At 66.3% G+C, this 813-nt stretch carries 1 protein-coding gene; it reads right to left on the reverse strand.

Annotated elements, in window-relative coordinates:
- A partial coding sequence (locus ACYVDE_RS24780) for a TolC family protein (RefSeq protein WP_460504182.1) occupies positions 1-813 on the reverse strand: 813 nt, incomplete at both ends.

Genomic DNA, 813 nt, shown 5'->3' on the forward strand with positions numbered 1-813 from the left:
CCGCCGGTGGTCAGGCTGGCCACGCCCAGGCGCTGGCGCAGGGCACCGGCGTCCACCACGGCCGCACCGAGCGAGTCGGTGAGCTGGATGTTCTGCTGCTGCGGCAGGCCCATCTGAAACTTGAGCAGGCCGAGGCTCAACTCGGTGAGGCGCTGAGCTTTCTGCTGCTCCACCACCAGGTTGTTGCGCTGCACGCGCAGGCGGTCCACATCAAGCTTCTCGGCAAAACCGGCCTTAAACACCTTCTGCGTTTGGTAGAGCACCGTGTCGAGGCGCTGCACATTGCGGGCCAGCAGGGCGAGGCGCGAGCGGGCCACCAGCGTGCTGTAGTAAGCCTTGCTCACCTGCTCCACCACGTCAATTTCGGCCTGCTGGGTCTGCTTCTTGGCCAACTCGGTGTACACCTTCGCCGCCTTCAAGCCAATCAGATACGAGCCATCGAACAGCAGCTGCGACACCGAGGCGCTGGCGTTGCCGGCGTACTGCAGGCCGAAAGCGAACGGCTGCGGCGGCAGGGCCAGCTGCTGGGTGCCCAGCACCTGCTGCGTGCCGCCCTGGGCGGCGGCCAGGTCCTTCTGCGTGAGTACCGTTTGCGAGAGCGGAAAGCTCACCAGGCTCTTTTGCAGCTTGAAGTTGTCGGACAGCGTGCTGGCCACGTTCACCTGCGGCAGGCCGGCGCTCTTGATTTCGCCCACCCGGGCGGCGGCCGTAGCCTCGCCCAGGCGCGTGGCCAGCAGGGTCGACTTGTTCTTAATGGCGTAATCCACGGCCTGTTGCAGGCTCAGCGGCATGGTGCCCGTGGTGGGCGGGGCC

The sequence above is a fragment of the Hymenobacter agri genome (genome assembly GCF_054778495.1).